The organism is Marinomonas sp. PE14-40, from assembly GCF_051623805.1.
Taxonomy (GTDB): domain Bacteria; phylum Pseudomonadota; class Gammaproteobacteria; order Pseudomonadales; family Marinomonadaceae; genus Marinomonas.
In genome coordinates this window covers 1237858-1254146 of the sequence record NZ_CP130700.1, presented here as the reverse complement: position 1 = coordinate 1254146, position 16289 = coordinate 1237858, and the positions used below count along the sequence as shown (strand labels likewise).

Annotated in this window: 17 protein-coding genes; 11 read left to right on the top strand and 6 right to left on the bottom strand. The window is 42.5% G+C overall.

What is annotated here, in order from left to right; genetic code table 11:
* The first annotated feature begins 59 nt into the window (after window positions 1–59).
* Window positions 60–1025 (top strand): LysR substrate-binding domain-containing protein, encoded by a 966-nt coding sequence (locus Q0A08_RS05785; RefSeq protein WP_438465532.1) that lies wholly within the window; start codon window positions 60–62, stop codon window positions 1023–1025.
* Window positions 1026–1040: 15 nt separating this feature from the next.
* On the opposite strand, the gene Q0A08_RS05780 is transcribed toward Q0A08_RS05785, so the two are convergent.
* Window positions 1041–1922, bottom strand: a complete 882-nt coding sequence (locus Q0A08_RS05780; RefSeq protein ID WP_438465531.1) for an AraC family transcriptional regulator N-terminal domain-containing protein — start codon at window positions 1920–1922, stop codon at window positions 1041–1043.
* A 271-nt stretch (window positions 1923–2193) separates the two neighbouring features.
* Here Q0A08_RS05780 and Q0A08_RS05775 point away from each other — a divergent pair, with 271 nt between their 5' ends.
* From Q0A08_RS05775 to Q0A08_RS05760, 4 genes are read left to right on the top strand one after another with little or no spacing between them, the layout of a single operon-like run.
* On the top strand, window positions 2194–2655 hold the full coding sequence (locus tag Q0A08_RS05775; RefSeq protein WP_438465530.1) for a (2Fe-2S)-binding protein: 462 nt from the start codon (window positions 2194–2196) through the stop codon (window positions 2653–2655).
* A gap of 1 nt (window position 2656) precedes the next feature.
* Window positions 2657–4819, top strand: coding sequence for a molybdopterin cofactor-binding domain-containing protein (locus Q0A08_RS05770; protein ID WP_438465529.1), 2163 nt, complete (start codon window positions 2657–2659; stop codon window positions 4817–4819).
* A gap of 11 nt (window positions 4820–4830) precedes the next feature.
* Window positions 4831–5877 (top strand): XdhC family protein, encoded by a 1047-nt coding sequence (locus tag Q0A08_RS05765; protein ID WP_438465528.1) that lies wholly within the window; start codon window positions 4831–4833, stop codon window positions 5875–5877.
* Window positions 5877–6500 carry a nucleotidyltransferase family protein gene (locus Q0A08_RS05760; protein WP_438465527.1) on the top strand — a complete coding sequence of 208 codons (624 nt, stop codon included), beginning with the start codon at window positions 5877–5879 and terminating at the stop codon, window positions 6498–6500. Before Q0A08_RS05765 ends, Q0A08_RS05760 begins: the two co-directional genes overlap by 1 nt.
* Window positions 6501–6555: 55 nt before the next feature.
* On the opposite strand, the gene Q0A08_RS05755 is transcribed toward Q0A08_RS05760, so the two are convergent.
* Window positions 6556–7368: a TauD/TfdA dioxygenase family protein gene (locus Q0A08_RS05755; RefSeq protein ID WP_438465526.1), complete on the bottom strand. Its 813-nt coding sequence runs from the start codon at window positions 7366–7368 to the stop codon at window positions 6556–6558.
* 202 nt (window positions 7369–7570) lie between these two features.
* On the opposite strand from Q0A08_RS05755, the gene hxpB reads away from it, so the two are divergent.
* Complete coding sequence (gene hxpB, locus Q0A08_RS05750; protein WP_438465525.1) at window positions 7571–8227, top strand: hexitol phosphatase HxpB; 657 nt, start codon at window positions 7571–7573, stop codon at window positions 8225–8227.
* Here the strand turns inward: hxpB and Q0A08_RS05745 are convergent.
* Window positions 8196–8630 (bottom strand): PACE efflux transporter, encoded by a 435-nt coding sequence (locus Q0A08_RS05745; RefSeq protein ID WP_438465524.1) that lies wholly within the window; start codon window positions 8628–8630, stop codon window positions 8196–8198. The two genes, hxpB and Q0A08_RS05745, sit on opposite strands and share 32 nt — an antisense overlap.
* A gap of 116 nt (window positions 8631–8746) precedes the next feature.
* Between Q0A08_RS05745 and Q0A08_RS05740 the strand changes: the two genes are divergently transcribed.
* Window positions 8747–9601, top strand: coding sequence for a LysR family transcriptional regulator (locus tag Q0A08_RS05740; protein ID WP_438465523.1), 855 nt, complete (start codon window positions 8747–8749; stop codon window positions 9599–9601).
* A 75-nt stretch (window positions 9602–9676) separates the two neighbouring features.
* Here Q0A08_RS05740 and Q0A08_RS05735 read toward each other — a convergent pair whose 3' ends face one another.
* The 3 genes from Q0A08_RS05735 to Q0A08_RS05725 all read right to left on the bottom strand — a co-directional run bounded on the left by Q0A08_RS05735 (window position 9677) and on the right by Q0A08_RS05725 (window position 12231).
* Entirely contained in the window at window positions 9677–10261 is a 585-nt protein-coding gene (locus tag Q0A08_RS05735) for a LysE family translocator (RefSeq protein ID WP_438465522.1), read from the bottom strand.
* Window positions 10262–10361: 100 nt separating this feature from the next.
* Window positions 10362–11195: a helix-turn-helix domain-containing protein gene (locus Q0A08_RS05730; RefSeq protein ID WP_438465521.1), complete on the bottom strand. Its 834-nt coding sequence runs from the start codon at window positions 11193–11195 to the stop codon at window positions 10362–10364.
* A 178-nt stretch (window positions 11196–11373) separates the two neighbouring features.
* Complete coding sequence (locus Q0A08_RS05725) at window positions 11374–12231, bottom strand: aminotransferase class IV (RefSeq protein WP_438465520.1); 858 nt, start codon at window positions 12229–12231, stop codon at window positions 11374–11376.
* A 136-nt stretch (window positions 12232–12367) separates the two neighbouring features.
* Here Q0A08_RS05725 and Q0A08_RS05720 point away from each other — a divergent pair, with 136 nt between their 5' ends.
* From Q0A08_RS05720 to Q0A08_RS05705, 4 genes are all read left to right on the top strand, one after another.
* Window positions 12368–13402 (top strand): LysR substrate-binding domain-containing protein, encoded by a 1035-nt coding sequence (locus tag Q0A08_RS05720; protein WP_438465519.1) that lies wholly within the window; start codon window positions 12368–12370, stop codon window positions 13400–13402.
* Between the two features lie 136 nt (window positions 13403–13538).
* Entirely contained in the window at window positions 13539–13925 is a 387-nt protein-coding gene (locus tag Q0A08_RS05715) for a YciI family protein (RefSeq protein ID WP_438465518.1), read from the top strand.
* A gap of 4 nt (window positions 13926–13929) precedes the next feature.
* On the top strand, window positions 13930–15219 hold the full coding sequence (locus Q0A08_RS05710; RefSeq protein WP_438465517.1) for an RNA polymerase sigma factor: 1290 nt from the start codon (window positions 13930–13932) through the stop codon (window positions 15217–15219).
* A gap of 194 nt (window positions 15220–15413) precedes the next feature.
* Window positions 15414–16241, top strand: coding sequence for a c-type cytochrome (locus Q0A08_RS05705; RefSeq protein ID WP_438465516.1), 828 nt, complete (start codon window positions 15414–15416; stop codon window positions 16239–16241).
* Window positions 16242–16289 lie beyond the last annotated feature (48 nt).

The following is a 16289-nucleotide window of genomic DNA, read 5'->3' as shown; positions in this document are numbered from 1 at the left end:
TTACTGAACTGATGAGCACATGATAGGGATTGCATATTGATAGATAAACAGGATAATCATTGAATCTTTTTCTAATAATTTTGGATAATATGCTTTTAGAAGATTTACATGTCGTCCTGAAAGTGGCGGAATTTCGTAGTATAACCGCAGCGGCAATAAGCCTAGATATGCGCACAGGCACAGCAAGTGCGGCATTAAAACGAGTAGAGGCTGAACTCGGTGTGTCTTTGTTTGTGAGAACAACAAGGCAACTTAGAATCTCAAGTGCGGGTGAAAAGTACATTCCTCAATGTCAGCAGGCCTTGCAGATATTGTCCCAAGCTAAACAGAATATGAAAGATGGGTTAGACATAGTTGAGGGCGAGTTAAGACTTGCTGTCTCATCAGATTTGGGGCGTAATCTTGTTATTCCTTGGCTAGATGAGTTTATGGATGACTACCCAGATTTAAGTCTTAGGACAAACATTAGCGATTCTAATATCGATTTCTATCGAGACTCTGTCGATATTGCCCTGCGATATGGCTTCCCTGATGATTCTAATCTTTACGGTTTTAAAATTTGCAATGTGCCAAGACTAACCTGCGCCACCCATGAATATCTCGCCCAACATGGCACACCCAAACATCCTCATGAGCTTTCTGAACATAATAGCTTGAACTACCAGCTACAAGATGTGGTTTATGATGTCTGGAATTTTAGGCATGAAAATAACGAGATCAAAATGAAGGTGAAAGGTAATCGAGTCTCTAATGATGGCGACCTCGTAAGGCGCTGGTGTGTCGCAAGCAAAGGCATAGCGGTTAAATCTAGCTTAGATATGGCGGCAGATTTATTAGCCCAAAGAGTGGTGAATATCATGCCTGAGTATCACCCAACTCCCACAGAGCTTTGGTTAATTTGCCCAAGCAAACAATCCATTTCACCCGCTGTCAGGTTACTAAGGGATAGGCTAAGAGAAAAGAGCCGTGACTTATTAAGTCAGTTAGTGGAAAAAGAGATTCTTGATGAGAGCGTGCTTAGCTAGTTTTTTCGCTTGCCTTTAGGTAAGCACGGCTAATTCTTGTCTTGGAGTATTACCAAATTTACGGGAATACTCTCGGCTAAACTGAGTAGGGCTTTCGTAACCGACTTCAAAAGCGGCTGCTGAAACTGAGGTATTCTCTTCTCGGATCAAACGCTGTGCTTCTATTAACCTTAATTCTTTTTGATACTGTAAAGGTGTCGACTTAGTCACTTGTTTGAAGTGCTCGTAAAAAGAAGAGGTGCTCATACCAATGTTTTTAGCAAGATCAGGTATAGATAGGGTCGTTTTAAAATTCTGACGTATTTGCTCAATGGCTTGAGCGACTTTACTCACATGGCTGTCTTGCCCTGTTAGGTGTCGCAGCATATTACCATTGGATGACTTCAATAATAAAAAGTGAATTTCTTTTAAAATTAATGGCCCCATCACCTTCATTTCTAAGGGCTTACCTACTAAGGAAAAATAGCGGCCCATGGCATCAATTAGCTCATGGCTGGATTGCGCTGTACTTAGTGGTTTGAACTCTTTGTTTAGAATATCTAGCTCACCAATTTCACGCTGTAAACTACGAAGTATGCTCAAATCTAAGCAAATGGCGAGGCCAATGTAAGGAGCTTCCTCGCTCGCTTCAACAATACGAGAAAAGGCGGGTACGCTATGGCTAGCAATTAATGACATGCCAGCCCGATAAGATATTTTCTCATCCCCAACAATAGCCTCCTTACTCCCTTGTAGAATGATGCAGGCAATAGGGTGATAAAAGCAGGCATTTAATTGAGTAGGCTTTTTCGACTGATGCACAAAGAAATCAGGGATAGGTGATAGTAGTTCATCGTTGCCCATTGACTGAGATTCCATGTAATTCGTCGCTAATGCTAACAACTCGGTTAATGTCATTTTGGCCTTGTTTCATCTGTGTTGGGAAATAAAAAGTATATTGAATTTTTTGCCATAAAGCACACCGGACACAATCTCTCTGGAGAATTAGGCAGGTGTTTTAGAGTATTTGATAAGTTCTCTTCAGCTAAAGTCTCTAGTATGAACTAAGTTGTAATGGCGCTATTTATAAGGAGCGAGCATTTCACATAACAAACACTTATTAAACATCACCGAAATAAAGAACGGGCAGGTTTGGGTGGTATTTGGTTAAACAGGCATGGGAGACGGTATGTTATACAAATTAAACGTTAACGGAAAAGCACAAGAAGTCGAAGCAGAACCAGGGACACCTTTGTTATGGGTTATTCGTGATGAGCTAGATCTAACGGGTACAAAATTCGGTTGCGGTGTTGCTGCATGCGGTGCCTGTACTGTGCATTTTCAAGGTGCACCAATTCGTTCATGCTCTTTTCCAATCGATGCAGTTGGCGAAAATGAAATCACCACAATCGAAGGTCTAGAAGATAAAACCGCCAAAGTAGTACAAGCAGCATGGAACGAAAAAGACGTAGTGCAGTGCGGTTACTGCCAATCGGGCCAAATTATGTCTGCAGTGGGTTTGCTTAAACAAAACCCATCACCATCGGATGCCGAAATAGAAGCCGCGATGCAAGGTAATGTTTGTCGTTGTGCCACTTACGTGCGTATTAAAGACGCGATTAAAACCGCAGCTAAAAACTTGGAGGCATAAGATGAGTCAGACTATTTCAAGACGAGGTTTCTTAAAGTCAGCCGCAACGGGTTCTGCCGTTATGATGGTAGGTTTGAACGCGGGTGGTTTATTAGCGGTTGGTACTGGTGATGTGGTCGTCAATCCATTTGTAAGCATTAACCAAGACGGTGAAATCACAGTTGTCATCAAACATTTTGAAATGGGCCAAGGAACAACAACAGGCCTAACGACTTTGGTAGCAGAAGAATTAGATGCCGATTGGCAAAAAATGAAGATAGACTTCGCACCAGCTGACGGCATTCGTTACAAAAACCTTTTCTTTGGTGCTCAGTTAACGGGGGGTTCTACTGCCATTGCTAACTCTTACATGCAATACCGTGAAGCCGGTGCCATGGCGAGAGATCTATTAGTGAGATCCGCAAGTGCCGCTTGGAATGTGAGTCCAAATCAAATCCAAATTCGCAATGGTGTTATCAGTGTTGGCAGTAAAACTGCGCACTTTGGTGAGTTTGTGAAAGAAGCCATGACGCTTAAGCCAAATGATAAGCCAGTCACTAAAACGCCTGATCAGTTCAACCTGATAGGTAAACTCAAACTGCCACGTAAAGATTCTCAAGCAAAAACCACTGGCCAAGCTATGTTTGCCATGGACGTGAAATTACCGGGCATGTTGTATGTGGCGATTCATCGTTCACCTAAATTCGGTGGCAAGGTAAGTTCATTTAATCTAGATGGCGCTAAAAAAATAGGCGGTTTTGTCGATGCCAAACCACTTGCTAACAAAGCAGGTATTGCTGTTTATGCGAAAAATACGTGGGCGGCATTCAAAGCAAGAGACGCATTGAAAGTGAGCTGGGACTTCTCTGGTGCAGAGACCCGTGGCACAGAGGAAATGCGTGCTGAGTACAAACGACTTGTCGATGAACCCGCCATGTTTAATGGTTTACCGACAACGAAAGAAGCCGCCAATACAGCCATGCAAGATGCCGAGCATTTGGTTGAAGCGGATTTCCAATTTCCTTTCTTATCCCATGCCCCAATGGAGCCTTTAAACTGTGTCATCGAAAAAACAGCAAATGGGGTGAGATTCCATGACGGCTGCCAAGGCCCAAGTTTAGTACAAGGCGTAGTTGCTTATGTCTTAGGATTAGAGCAGTCACAAGTTGAGGTGAAAACCTTCTACGCGGGTGGCTCATTTGGTCGTCGTGCCAATGCAAATTCGGATTACCATGTAGAAGCGGCTTTGGCATTCCAAGCTTATGGCGGTCAAACGCCGGTTAAACTTGTGTGGAGCCGTGAAGACGATATCCGTGGCGGTTATTACCGTCCTATGTCTATGCACAGAGCGAAAATCGGTCTGGATGCAAAAGGTCAACTACTAGGCTGGGACCACCACGTCGCTGCTCAACCTATTATGAAAGGTACACCGTTTGAAGCCATGGTGGTTCATAACGGTATCGACCATACCAGTGTTGAAGGTCTATCAGACACCTTGTACCAAGTACCTAACATGTCTATGGGTGTAAGTGACTTTAAGTCTGTGATTCCTGTACTTTGGTGGCGTTCAGTCGGCCATTCTCATACGGCGTTTGTAATGGAAAGCTTGATGGATATGGCAGCAGCAAAAGCCAAGCGTGATCCTGTTGCTCTTAGATTAAGTTTGCTTAATCAGGCGGACGCGAAAGGCCAACGCATGGCGAACACCATTAAAACAGCTCGCGACATGGCGAATTGGAAAGAGGGTGATAAACGCGGTTTCGCGTCTCACTTCTCCTTTAATACCTATGTGGCAGTAGTGGCTGATGTCAGTGTTAAAGCCAAGCAAGTCCATATTGATAAGCTTTACATCGCCGTTGATTGTGGTGTTGCCATTAACCCTGACGTTATCAAGGCTCAAATGGAAGGCGGTGCAGGCTTTGCGCTGGGTGCCATTGCGCGTAATGAGGTCACACTGGATAAAGGCGAAGTTATTGAAGCTAACTTCCCACAATATGAACCAACTCGTTTTGGTGATATGCCAGAGATTGAAGTTGAAATTGTTCGATCTAACGAAGCGCCAACTGGGGTAGGAGAACCAGCCGTTCCACCAACAGGGCCAGCGATTGCTAACGCAATTTATGCTGTTACGGGTATGCGAATTACGGATCTTCCTATGACAAAAGCAGGTTTCACATTTAGCTGAGGTACCTTCCTATGAGCAACCAACTGACAGCTATGCTACAAGCATGGAAAAAAGGCCAAGATGAGGCTGATTGGGTGCTGGGGACGGTTTATAAGACACAAGGCTCCTGCTATCGAAAAGCAGGGGCCTTGACCCTTATAAACAGTCGAGGAGAGCAATACGGTTTGTTAAGCGGAGGTTGCTTAGAAGCTGATATTGTCCGCAATGCCAGAAAAGTATTGCAATGGGGTAACCCCTTATTACTCAGTTATGATGCAACCGATGAGGACGATTGGTCCTATCAGTTAGGCATAGGCTGTGGCGGTAAGGTGTATATCATGCTGCAAGCTATCACCAAGGAAAATGACCTAGGTCTAGGTGCTATGTTGACGGCGTTAGAAAATCGTCAGCCAGGCTTGTATCACCAAAAGATCAATGCGAATCAGGCTTATTTTGAACCGCTGGCTGACAAGCCTTTTCAAAAGGTGGTTATTCAACACCGCAGTGACGAAAGCCGCAATGCCGAAAAACCTATTGAAGAAAGCTGGTTAGTGCAGCCGATTGTGCCAGAGCCACATTTAGTTATTGTAGGTGGTGGTGTGGATGCTAAACCTTTGGTTAATATGGCTAAAGAAATGGGCTGGAAAATTACACTTGCTGATCCAAGAGCCAGCCATGCCAGAGCAAAGAACTTCCCCAATGCCGATATGATATTGGACGATGTGGGCGAGCCTTTGTCTGAGTATCTGCTTAATCAAGGTGTGGATGCGATGGTGATCATGTCTCACAGCATGGAAATTGACGCTAAAGCATTAAAAAGTGCACAGGTTAAAGTAATTGATTATGTGGCCATGCTAGGGCCTAAACATAGGTTTCAAGAGGTACTGGGTATCGCGAAACTCAAACCTTCTCAACTTGTATCAAAAGTCGCTTCACCAGCTGGTTTTGATATTGGCGGACAGTTGCCTGAGAGTATTGCTCTATCTATTCTAGCCCAGTGTCATAGCGTGCTGCATCATAGCAATGTGTCCCAAGGTGAGCAGAACGAGCAGAATGAAGAGACGAGGATAGCCAGCTAATGAAAATAGCTTACGTGCTATTAGCGGCTGGCAATGCGAGTCGCTTTGGCAGCTGTAAACAGTTGGCAGAAGTGCACGATAAGGCCATGATACTTCATAGCCTTGAGACCTTAACCGCTTTGGCTGAGCAGACTCAAAACCAACCGACTCATACCCAACCAAATAGAATCAAACCCTTTGTTGTATTAGGTGCTTATCATGAGCAGATCAATCCAATCATAATGGACAAAGCCGAGGTGATTTATAATCCAGATTGGTCGCTCGGCTTGGGTGCATCTATCGCTAAAGCAAGTGAGGTTATACAAAGCTTAGGCGATTATGACGGGGTGCTTTTTACCTTGTCTGATCAAGTAAAGGTCAACCTTGAAGACCTTGAGAATCTCATCAAAGGTTACGATGGACAGACAGTTCGAACTGCTTACTATGCCAATAAACCCGGTGTGCCTGCGATTTTTCCAGCCAGCCAATTTACTGAGCTAAAAGGTCTTAAAGGCAAACAAGGTGCAAAGCCTATCTTGATGGCGGCGAAAGATAATCTAAGCCTGCAAGTGATGGATAATGCGCTTTTTGATATCGATTACCCAGAAGATCTCGAACAATACCTGTCTGCTATCAAAGCCTAAGGCACCACTCAAATAAAACTTTGTATGTCACTTAAAAAAAGCGTCGCTCAAGCTTTTAATAAACCGTCACCCTGTGTAGTTTTCTCGGCTCATCACCATAATCAATCACAGCATAATGTTGCGTGCTACGATTATCCCAAATGGCAAGTGTATTTGGCTGCCATTTAAAGCGTACCTGATACTCAGCTTGCCTTGCTATAGCAAATAGCCGATCGAGTAGTGCTCGGCTTTCGGTGTCATTCAAGCTAAAGACAAAGCGGGTGAACTGCTCGTTGATAAAGAGAATTTCTTCACCTGTTTCAGGTAGTTTAGTGACCATAGGGTGCTCAACCGGGGGGTTCGCCGCCGCTGTTTTAATTACATCTTTATGCCAGTCGGCATTTACATCGTCTGTTTTTATGTTTTCAAATGCATGCAATGAGTGCATTGTCTTAAGCTGGCGAACGCTGCTTTTATCCTCTTCAGACAGAGCATTAAACACAGCTCTCATAGAGCACCAAATAGTATCGCCACCTACTTCTGGTAAATGCTGGGCATGTAGCAGCGAGGCTTTAGATGGTCTTGTTTGCCAAGTTAAATCCGTATGCCAAACGCTTTCTAGTGGTGCTTTGCCTCTCACTGTTTCGATAACACTCACTTGCGGTGTCTCTTTCACATTCGGGAAGAAAGGATGAACTGGTGCAAGCTCACCAAAACGGGTGGCAATTTTGAGATGCTCTTCAGGCGTCATTTTCTGATCTGGCAAGAAAATAACCCCGTTTTGATACCAAGCTTGATAAACCATTTCGAACTCAGCATCACTGCATTTTGCGAGGTTAACTCCATGAATCATGGCGCCAATATGCGGTGTTAATCGTTCGATCTGCATCTGGTGTTTTCCCTTGTATCGATAATGCTTTATTAGAAAATTCTATATTAAAGTGTTGAGGCACTTTTTACTTTTTGCTTTTTACTTTTTAAGAGCCACTTTCTAAGAGACTGTTTTAAAGATAAAGTTCACTCTCTAAAATCAGGTGTCTTATTAAAACCTTAAGTTTACCTATTACTGCTTTAGCAAAAGAGAAGAGACTATGATCACTGCCGCAATTTTTGATATGGATGGTTTATTGTTTGATTCAGAGCCATTGTGGCAAGAAGCTGAGTATCAGGTATTTAGTCGCCTTGGCGTAGAAGTAACCCCTGAATTGAGCGCCATCACAGCGGCAATGACAACTAAAGAGGTTACTGAATTTTGGTATCAGCAGCATCCTTGGCGAGGTGACTCTTTAGCATCTGTCGAGCAGGCAGTAATTGATCAAGTCGAATTGCTCATTAGGCAAAAAGGCGAAGCAAAATCCGGTGCAAAAGAGATTCTTCATTTCTGTAAAGAACAAGGCTTAAAGATAGGCTTGGCAACCAATTCACCCTATCAATTAATCCCAGTGATTTTAGATGCCCTAGAGGTAAGACATTACTTTGATGTGATTACTTCGTCAGAACAGGTAGAAAAGGGGAAGCCTGCGCCCGATGTTTACCTTAAAACCGCACAAAGGCTCAATGTAGAACCTAAGCAATGTGTGGTGTTTGAAGATTCTGCTTCCGGCATGGCTGCTGGGCTTGCAGCGGATATGAAGGTAATCGTTGTACCCCAGAAGGAACACTATGACAATCCTAAGTTCGAATTGTCACAGTTTAAATTAGCTAGCTTGTTAGATTTTACGAAGCTTCACCTTGCGGCGCTTGCTTAGGCCAGAATTTTCCCTTAATGACATCGTAAGCCCAGTTGTAAGCAATGGCATAAATGATGAAGAAAACTACCGCGCCAATATCAAGCATAAACACAGTCCAAAAGCTCATTTTAGTGACCCACATAATCACTGGAAAAGACGCTAAAATCATGCCTGCTTCAAAACCTAAACCATGACCTAAGCGTAATTTAAAACTTCTTTTTAGCCTATCGCCCGGGAAAAAGCGATCAAAGATCACGTTATAAATATAGTTCCAAGCCATAGCGATAACAGAGAGTGCGATGGCAAGCCCAGTCATTGCTGAGGTTTCTTGTCCTGGAAGCAAAGAGGCGAGGCTAATTAATAAAATGAGTGCCAGCGCTTCAAAAAGCAATGCATGGAAAATACGTTCTTTCGTTTTCATTTCAAACTCCTAATAGAAAATCTCAGCTTGTTAATGGGTATTCTATTATTTATATTGATTAGACCAAGTTAATAACTATCACTTTTAATGATATGAATAATGTAGAACAGTTACGCATGTTTCTCGAAACGGTAGAGCAAGGCTCTTTTTCTGCTTGTGCAAAAAAGCTAGGGAAGGTGCAATCTGCTATTAGCCAAGGTATTGCTAATCTAGAGATAGATTTAGATGTGCAGCTCTTTGATCGATCCACAAGAAAGCCAAGCCTCACACCAGAAGGAGAAAGGCTAAAACCCTATGCTGAGGCCATCTTGCATCAGGTCAATGAGTTTCAAGCCGTAGTGGATTCCATCAATAAAGAGGAAGAGGCGCTAGTTCGTATCACCTTTGATAACGCCTTATTGATGCCTGCTCTTACTAAAATTTTGGCCGAGTTTGATCAGAAGTTTCCAAATACCTCCTTAGAAGTAAATACAACTTCGAGTCTACAAGTTGCGAATGAAGTGCGCTTAGGTCGTGCTGATATTGGTATTATGTTAGCTAATCCAAGCTTTAATAAACTGGTGGATTTGTGCTTTATCGGCCATTTGCCTTTTTATGCTGTTTGCCATGCAGAATACCCACTTGCCTGCATGTCTAAAATCAATGTGGGAGATCTAACGGCCCATAAACAAATCGCGTTAAAAGAGGATAGGGTTGAAACCAACCAAAGTACGCCACTTTTATCCGCAAATTTATGGTGGGCAAATGACTTTCTTAATATTAAAGCCATGATAATGCAGGGCTTAGGTTGGTCTTATTTACCCGCCCACCTTGTGAAGCAAGAGATAGAGGCTGGTAAACTTTGTAAATTAGATTTAACTTTCGACCATAAAATCTGGAGCCCACCGATTGATATGGTGACAGAGAAAAACCACTCAAGAGGCCCTGCTCAAGAGTGGCTGTTTGAAGCCCTAAAAGGCCTTTTTGACTAGTTTCTTAGTTATGTTTTTAGTCATGTTTTAGCCATTTTTTAGTTATGTTTTTAGCCATATTTATAGGTGATCCAGCTATAAAACAGCAACAAACTGATAAGCCACAAACCAAAGCAGCAGCGCCATTACACGGTTTATCCATGCCATAACTCTAGGGTTTAACGCAAAGGTTTTAAGTTTGTGTCCTGCCAATAAATACAGGCTAGGCGCGCCACAAGCCATCATGCCCAAAATAAAAGACCATACTGCAATCTGGTTGCCTTCGATCGCAGCGCGTGGGAACTGAATCGATACAATAGGAATGATGGCAACCAAGGCTTTTGGGTTACAGATTTGCAACACAAAGCCTGTTTTGAAGAAGAGCTGAGTATTATTTGTTTGCAGGGAATGGCTAGCAAAGCTCGACTTCATAATCTTAAATCCCAAGTAACTTATATAGAGGGCGCCTAAGATAGTGATTCCAGCTTGATAGTGTGGCGGTATGATATTGCTACCCAAATAGCCGACCAGCAAAAATAAGATGAGCATGGCAAAGCCAACCCCAACACAAAACAGCAAGGCTTGTTTCCCTTGATTATTAACACCAGCAAACAGGGCAAGCATGTTCATTGGCCCTGGACTGTACATGATGCCAAAGGCAAAGATAAGAATTTCGAGCATAGTGATCCCTCAAACTGAATTTGATGATTAAAAATTAATAGGTGGATTAGGCGGATGTTTAGTTACTTACTTTCGAAAATCACTTCTCTTGAAGCTGTAGCTATCTACCTTGAAGAAAGTCCCTTTGGAACTGATAAGGGGTCTTGCCATAAGCGGGTTTAAAGCGTCGGTTAAAATGGCTTAAATCATTAAAGCCATAATCAAACACAATGTCGGCCAAAGGTGTGCCGGCTTCTAACGCATCTTTCGCACGATTGATACGATAATTAAGCCAGTATTGGTGAGGTGTCATGCCAAAGTACTCTTTAAAACGTCGTAAAAAGTGAAATTTGGACATATGTACTTCGGCGCTTAAATCATCAAGGGAGAGTTCTTGGCTAAGATGAGCATGTAAGTATTCTCTTGCTCTTTCTAATGCAGAATCGCGACGACGATAGATAGCCCCTTGCTCTATGCCTTCTTCTTGCTTAGCAAGCAAAACGGCAAATTCGTATAGGGCAGAATAATAAGCTATAGAAGTGGTAGCAGGGTCTTCTACCAGTTTAAATAAACGCAAAATGTGTTGTTGCATAACGGGGTTGTCTTGCACCGTTTCCTTGATACGAAAGTCAGCGGCGTTATGAATCCCAGCTTGCTGTAACATGGGTGCTAATGTATCTGGGTGTACGTAAAGCATTTTATAACGCAGGGTGTCGCTAGTACCCACATGACCATCGTGGGCGTCTCCAGGATTAATTGCCATCACGTTACCTGCATGGCTTTTGTGATGTGTGCCTAAGGAGAAGAAGTCCTGTCTGCCTGCCAAGGTGATACCAAAAGAGAATTCTTCATGGGCATGTTTGCAAAAGGTAAAGTCTCGCATAGAGGCTTCTAATAAAATGATGTCATCATGACTTTCACTTTTAGCAAACTGAAAATGGTTTTCTACTGACATGGGTCTCACCTAAGAAGTAACGCAACTCAATTTAATAAGAGTGATTAGAGTATACAAGCTTCTTAGGTAAGACTTGGATAAAATTGCTTTATCTTCTTTCTTTCGTTCTTGAGGTCTGCTTTTACTGCTTGGCCATTTATTTCTATCTTTAACTCCTGACTTTTAAATTCTTGTTTCTTTAACTCTTGGCTTTTAACTCTTGGTAAGCACTAAAAAGCTGCTGCCAAATCGGGCCGGGTTTGCCAGAACCTATGCTTTTACCTTCAATGGCGATAATTGGCTTTAGCTCCTCAATGGAGTTTGTTAACCAAACCTCGTCCGCATTCAATAGCATTGCTTTGCTGGGAGAGATCTCTTTTAGGTCAAAACTTGATTTATGAATTAGCTTAACCACCAAGTCTCTCGTAACCCCCGCTAAAATGTTATCAAGTGGTGGCGTATAAATAACCTTATCTTTCACCATGAAGAGGTTACTGCTGGGGGCTTCGACGACCAATTCATCTCTCACTAACAGGGCTTCATCATTCTCATGACCTTGTTGATAAAGTTGCTGATAAGCCAAAATATTGCCCATTAAGCTGGTGGTTTTTATCTCACACTTTTGCCATCTCAAATCCTCTTGGAAATAGGCATGAGAGCCTTGGTAATCCAGAGCAAAAGGCACGTCATAAGGTTGAGAGTAAAGCAGGATAGTTGGCTCAGCCGTCACAGGAAAACGGTGTTTTCGTATTGCTTCAACACCACGGGTGACCTGAATATATACCAGCTCGCAAGTCTGCTGCTCACTTAAAAGGGACTGGCAAACGCTCATTAAATCATCAAATGAATAGGGCAGGCTAAGGTCAATTTTCGCTAAGCTTTGCATTAATCTCTGCAAGTGCTCATGGGCACCTAGCAATTGGCCATGAAAAGCTGGAACTACTTCATAGACACTGTCGCCAAACAAGAAACCTCTATCCATGGGGGAAATGCTAACCTGACTCAGAGTCATGAATTCACCATTGTAAAATGCAGGTAATGACTTATCATCTGACATAAACTTCTCCTAATTTGTCCTCAATTTAAGGGATATGTTGAATAGTGAGCGAATATAGAGTCACTAAGAGGGGATAACTGATCAATAGCTTAGAGACTTAACATGTCATCAACAAACGAGTTCTGGTTCTTATGGTATGACTGAAATTCATGGTAATAAGCGTTATCCAAGGCTGCCTGCACAGCAATCTATTCGCGTATTCGAAGCAGCAGCCAGACATTTAAACTTCACTAAAGCAGGTGACGAGCTTGCTCTCACTCAAAGTGGCGTGAGTAAACAAATTAAAGGGTTAGAAGCTTTTTTAGGCTCAGCACTTTTTGTAAGAGAAGGGCATCAACTTGCGTTAACAGAATCAGGCAAGATACTGCAACAAAGGGCCAGCCAAGCCCTCGATTTACTGCAACTTGCAGTGGATGAAATACAAGGCAGCCAACCTTTATTAAGATTACAAGTGCCGCCTACTTTTGCAGCGAGATGGCTTATCCCTAAAATGGGCGAGCTTAAGCAGTCCAAGCCTGAGTTAGATTTGCATATTGAAACCACCTGGATGAGGAAAATCACAGATACCGTCAACCTGAAAGGGGATGAGCTCGCTTTACATGCTTGTCTAGATTACACAGACAAAGACGCCTCAATAGTAAAACTAAGGCAAGAGTGGCTTTGCATATTAGCGTCACCCGCTTATCTTGAGAAAAGTGAGCCAATAAATTCAGCTAAGGACCTTATCGGGCAAACCCTGATACACACTCGCTTAGATGGACACATACACTGGCAAGCTTGGAATGAATTGCTAGGAGGGCCAGCCCTCGAAAGAAAAGGGCAAGAAGGAAAAGAACTAGAAAAAGAAGCGCTTGATGTTAGCCAAGGTTATGAGTTTGAAACGCTAGATATGGCCCTGTCAGCCGCAGAAAATGGTATAGGGTTAGTGGTGTGTGATCTGTTTTATGCCATCAAAGCCTTAGCCGAAAAACGCTTAGTGATCCCTTTTAATATGCCGATTTTATTAGGACTGGACTATCTTTTAATCTCTAAGCAGCCCAGCAAAGGGGCCATGGCGAAATACCAAGATTGGTTAGTGCAGCAAGTTCAAGAAGATGAAACGCAATTAGTGCAAGTGTTAAGCGAATTAGGCATTGATGCTAACCAGAGAATCGAGGCCTTTTCTAAATAGAGGCCTTTATTAAAGAGAAGATTTTTCTAAAGAGAAAAGAAATTTTAAAAAAGTGTCCAAAACTCACGAGCTCACACGTTTATAGAGTATCAGAGGTAATTAAGCCCTGATCTAAGGTCAAACTTTTGGAGCAACTATGTCAGATAAAACAATGTCAGATAAAAAAACGTCTAATAAAACCTATATGTGTATTTTACGCAGTGAATCAGAGCAAGGCTGTGATAGCTTATCCTCACCATCTCCTTCAGAGATGGAAGCTATGTATGCCAAGTACCAAGAATGGCAAGATAAGTTCGCAGATAATATTAAAGACATGGGCGGTAAATTGAACGGCAGTGCCAGTGTTGTACGCCAATCTGGTGTCGATGATGGTCCTTTTATTGAGCTTAAAGAAATCGTTGGCGGTTATATGATGATTAGTGCAGCAGACATGGAAGAGGCCGTAGCGGTTATTAATCAAAGCCCTATGATAGAAAGCCCTAACGTGAGCATCGAAATTAGAGAAATCTGGACACCAGCATAGCCCAATGAACTCAAATGGTACTAGCCATCAGCAAGCGAAGCCGCATCAAGTTGATCATCTGTTTCGACATCATTATGGTCAACTTGTCGCAAGTTTAAGTAAGCGGGTAGGCATAGCGCATCTCAGCCTAGTGGAAGATGCCGTGCAAGATGCTATGTTAACCGCCTTAGACACTTGGCCTGTGAGCGGTGAACCAAAGCAACCAAGTGCATGGCTTTACCAAGTGGCTTATCGCACGCTGATGTCTGAGTTTCGCACTGATAAACGCAAACAAACCTTGCTCATTCAGCATGCGTTAATTCAAACGGATGAACAAGAAAGTAAACAAGAAATGGGCTTGCAAATTCCCTTATCTAAAGAGATGAGTGACGATATGCTGTCCCTTTTGTTTATCTGTTGTGATTCATCCTTACCAGCGCAATCACAGTTAGTTTTTACCCTTAAAAGCGTGTGCGGCTTTAGTACTAACGAGATAGCTAAACGCCTTTTCATCTCAGAAGCCAATGTTTATAAACGCTTTAATCGAGCTAAGTCGTCTCTACAAACGAGTGAGCTAGATATTGCTAACCTCAGTTTATTTGACCTTAAGAGTCGCTTTTCAAATGTACTGAATGTTATTTATCTAATTTTTACCGAAGGGTATTTATCATCCCATCCAGACAAGGCAATTCGGCTAGATCTGTGTCAAGAAGCGATTCATCTTGCCAGTGTCTTGTCGGAACATCCTAGTGGTAATAAACCCGAAGCCTTTGCCTTATTGGCCTTAATGTTCTTTCACCTCGCAAGAATGAATAGCCGCCAAGAGGGCAGTGGTGAACTGATATTGTTCTCGGATCAAAACAGATCGCTCTGGCATGATAAATACATTAAAACCGGCATGAGTTACCTTCTTGACTCAGCAAAAGGTGAGCATTTATCTCGATATCATCTAGAGGCCAGTATTGCCGCAGAGCATTGTTTAGCTCCTAGCTTTGAACAGACCAATTGGCAAAGCATCTTATCGGCATACGATAAACTACAACAGATTAGCCCTTCGGCATTATTAGGTTTAAACCGTGCCATAGTAGTATCTCATCTAGATGGTCCAGAAGCGGCTCTCACTTTTTTAGCTAGCCTCACACCACCCAATTGGCTTGCATGCTCATACCACTGGTATGCAGTCAAAGCGGATTTACTTTTTCAGATTGGGAAGTCTCAAGCTGCATACCTTGAAATGCAAAAAGCAATCAATGCCGCTCCAACAGAACACATTAATGCACTCCTTAGAAAGCGCTTTAATCGCTATTTAGTCTAGTTTTTTACTTAAATGGATTGTTTAAGTGTTAATTAATTTTTCTATTATCTTATTGTTTTAATTGTACTAATTTAGTCTTAAATCACTCATTTGTTAGTCTTCTCAAAAATTGATACAAACCTTTTGATCTCTCCCCCCGTTTCATGCAGTATCCCGCACGATTTTATGGAACTTGAATATAAGGATGATTATTCATGAAACGGATTTTGTTGAGCTGCCTACTGACGGCAGGTATTTCTATGTCAGCAATGGCCTATGACGAGTCTCAGGAGTTTAGAATTCAATCTGAACAATACGAGTCAGTGATGACCCTGTCTGACATGATGGACACATTCAAAGTGCAATCCTTTACCGTCTACGATGTGTCTTATCATGAGGATAAAACGTACGAAGGCATTTCGCTAAAAGCCATGCTAGAACACAGCAATTATTCATTAGACGACATAGCAGAGGTTACGGTTGTTTGTGCAGATGGGTACAAGGCGGTACTTGATGGCGACATTCTACGTAAATACCCAGATGCCCTGATCAGCTATCGTCAATTGGATCAAAATGGTAAAGGCATTGCCGGTGATTTTGAGCCAATGCGAGAGGGCAAGAAAATTGCTGATCCTTCGCCTTTTTATATGGTGTGGCCTCAAAAAGAAACATTCGGTATTTTCCCTTGGCCTCATCAGGTAGTTGCTTTAGAAATATCTGCCAAAGATAGCTATCAGGTGATTAAACCAGAGCAATCTGCATCCGCTTCAGTTCACGAAGGCTACAAGTTGTTTAAAGGTGCTTGTTTGGCCTGTCACTCAGTTAATTTAGTCGGTGGCGTGATTGGCCCTGAGCTGAATATTCCGCAAAATATTACCGAATATCGTACTAAAGAGTATATGAAGCAGTTTATCCGTAATCCAGATAGCTTTAGAGCGAGAAGTAGAATGACAGGGCTGCCTGATTTATCCGATGAGGATATAGACAACGCCATTGATTACCTTGTGTATATGAAGGAACACAAGAATACGAACAAGCTCTAAACAGTGGGAAAGTAATTGTCATGTCATAGCTTTAATCTACAGCCTCAA

Excerpts from the sequence above, each read along its gene's own strand:
- Q0A08_RS05745 (WP_438465524.1), bottom strand. The coding sequence starts at position 8,630 with ATGAAAACGAAAGAACGTATTTTCCATGCATTGCTTTTTGAAGCGCTG.
- Q0A08_RS05740 (WP_438465523.1), top strand. The coding sequence starts at position 8,747 with ATGTTTCTCGAAACGGTAGAGCAAGGCTCTTTTTCTGCTTGTGCAAAA.
- Q0A08_RS05775 (WP_438465530.1), top strand. The coding sequence starts at position 2,194 with ATGTTATACAAATTAAACGTTAACGGAAAAGCACAAGAAGTCGAAGCA.
- Q0A08_RS05765 (WP_438465528.1), top strand. The coding sequence starts at position 4,831 with ATGAGCAACCAACTGACAGCTATGCTACAAGCATGGAAAAAAGGCCAA.
- Q0A08_RS05755 (WP_438465526.1), bottom strand. The coding sequence starts at position 7,368 with ATGCAGATCGAACGATTAACACCGCATATTGGCGCCATGATTCATGGA.
- Q0A08_RS05710 (WP_438465517.1), top strand. The coding sequence starts at position 13,930 with ATGAACTCAAATGGTACTAGCCATCAGCAAGCGAAGCCGCATCAAGTT.
- Q0A08_RS05715 (WP_438465518.1), top strand. The coding sequence starts at position 13,539 with ATGTCAGATAAAACAATGTCAGATAAAAAAACGTCTAATAAAACCTAT.
- Q0A08_RS05735 (WP_438465522.1), bottom strand. The coding sequence starts at position 10,261 with ATGCTCGAAATTCTTATCTTTGCCTTTGGCATCATGTACAGTCCAGGG.
- hxpB (WP_438465525.1), top strand. The coding sequence starts at position 7,571 with ATGATCACTGCCGCAATTTTTGATATGGATGGTTTATTGTTTGATTCA.
- Q0A08_RS05770 (WP_438465529.1), top strand. The coding sequence starts at position 2,657 with ATGAGTCAGACTATTTCAAGACGAGGTTTCTTAAAGTCAGCCGCAACG.
- Q0A08_RS05705 (WP_438465516.1), top strand. The coding sequence starts at position 15,414 with ATGAAACGGATTTTGTTGAGCTGCCTACTGACGGCAGGTATTTCTATG.
- Q0A08_RS05780 (WP_438465531.1), bottom strand. The coding sequence starts at position 1,922 with ATGACATTAACCGAGTTGTTAGCATTAGCGACGAATTACATGGAATCT.
- Q0A08_RS05725 (WP_438465520.1), bottom strand. The coding sequence starts at position 12,231 with ATGTCAGATGATAAGTCATTACCTGCATTTTACAATGGTGAATTCATG.
- Q0A08_RS05730 (WP_438465521.1), bottom strand. The coding sequence starts at position 11,195 with ATGTCAGTAGAAAACCATTTTCAGTTTGCTAAAAGTGAAAGTCATGAT.
- Q0A08_RS05760 (WP_438465527.1), top strand. The coding sequence starts at position 5,877 with ATGAAAATAGCTTACGTGCTATTAGCGGCTGGCAATGCGAGTCGCTTT.
- Q0A08_RS05720 (WP_438465519.1), top strand. The coding sequence starts at position 12,368 with ATGACTGAAATTCATGGTAATAAGCGTTATCCAAGGCTGCCTGCACAG.